Source organism: Roseateles sp. P5_E1 (genome assembly GCF_054049335.1).
The window spans coordinates 1-606 of sequence record NZ_JBFUMN010000309.1 but is presented as its reverse complement, the minus strand read 5'-3'; the positions used below and the strand labels follow the sequence as shown (position 1 = coordinate 606).

The window sequence follows — 606 nt, the reverse complement described above, 5'->3', positions numbered from 1 at the left end:
GCCATGCCCTTGCCATCTACCACACGCGGCAGCGTGCTCGGGCCGGTCGAGGCCAGCTGGTGGTCGAAGCTGTCGGACATCACCACCTCGCCGGTGGCCGCGTTGATCAGCCGCAGGGTGRTGCGACCGCCACCGGAATACGAGCTGACCTGGCGATCGGACATGCGCAGCTGGCGCACGCTGCGCGGGTACTCGAAGCGCTCGATGCTCGGGATGAGGATCAGATCGGTGGCCAGTTGCTGGCCCAGCCGCGCGGTGTCCTGCAGGCGCACGTTGCCGCTGTTGATGTGGTCGATCTCGGCCTGCATCTCGGCGCCGAACTCGCGATCGAGCACGATGAAACGCTTGGTCTGGGTCAGGGTGTCGTTGAGGCGCGCACGGATCGCGCGGGCTACTTCGTCGCTGCTGACGCGGCCGTCGCCGACCGCGTAGGTACCGGCGCGCACATGCGGCTCGGCCACCACGATCTTCGGCCTGCCCTGTTCGTCCGGGGCGCGGTACTTGGCGATATCCGCCTTGATCCGCACCTTCCAGTAACTGCGCAGCGTGCGACGGTTGAGGTCGGACTCGAACGACTGTGCGCCGCGCTTGGCCTCTACCTGGGCC

At 67.6% G+C, this 606-nt stretch carries 1 protein-coding gene; it reads right to left on the bottom strand.

Annotation, left to right across the window (positions count from 1 at the left end; all coding sequences use genetic code 11):
* On the bottom strand, positions 1–606 hold a 606-nt coding region (locus ACXJKJ_RS31225; RefSeq protein ID WP_457395485.1), incomplete at both ends, for a CsgG/HfaB family protein.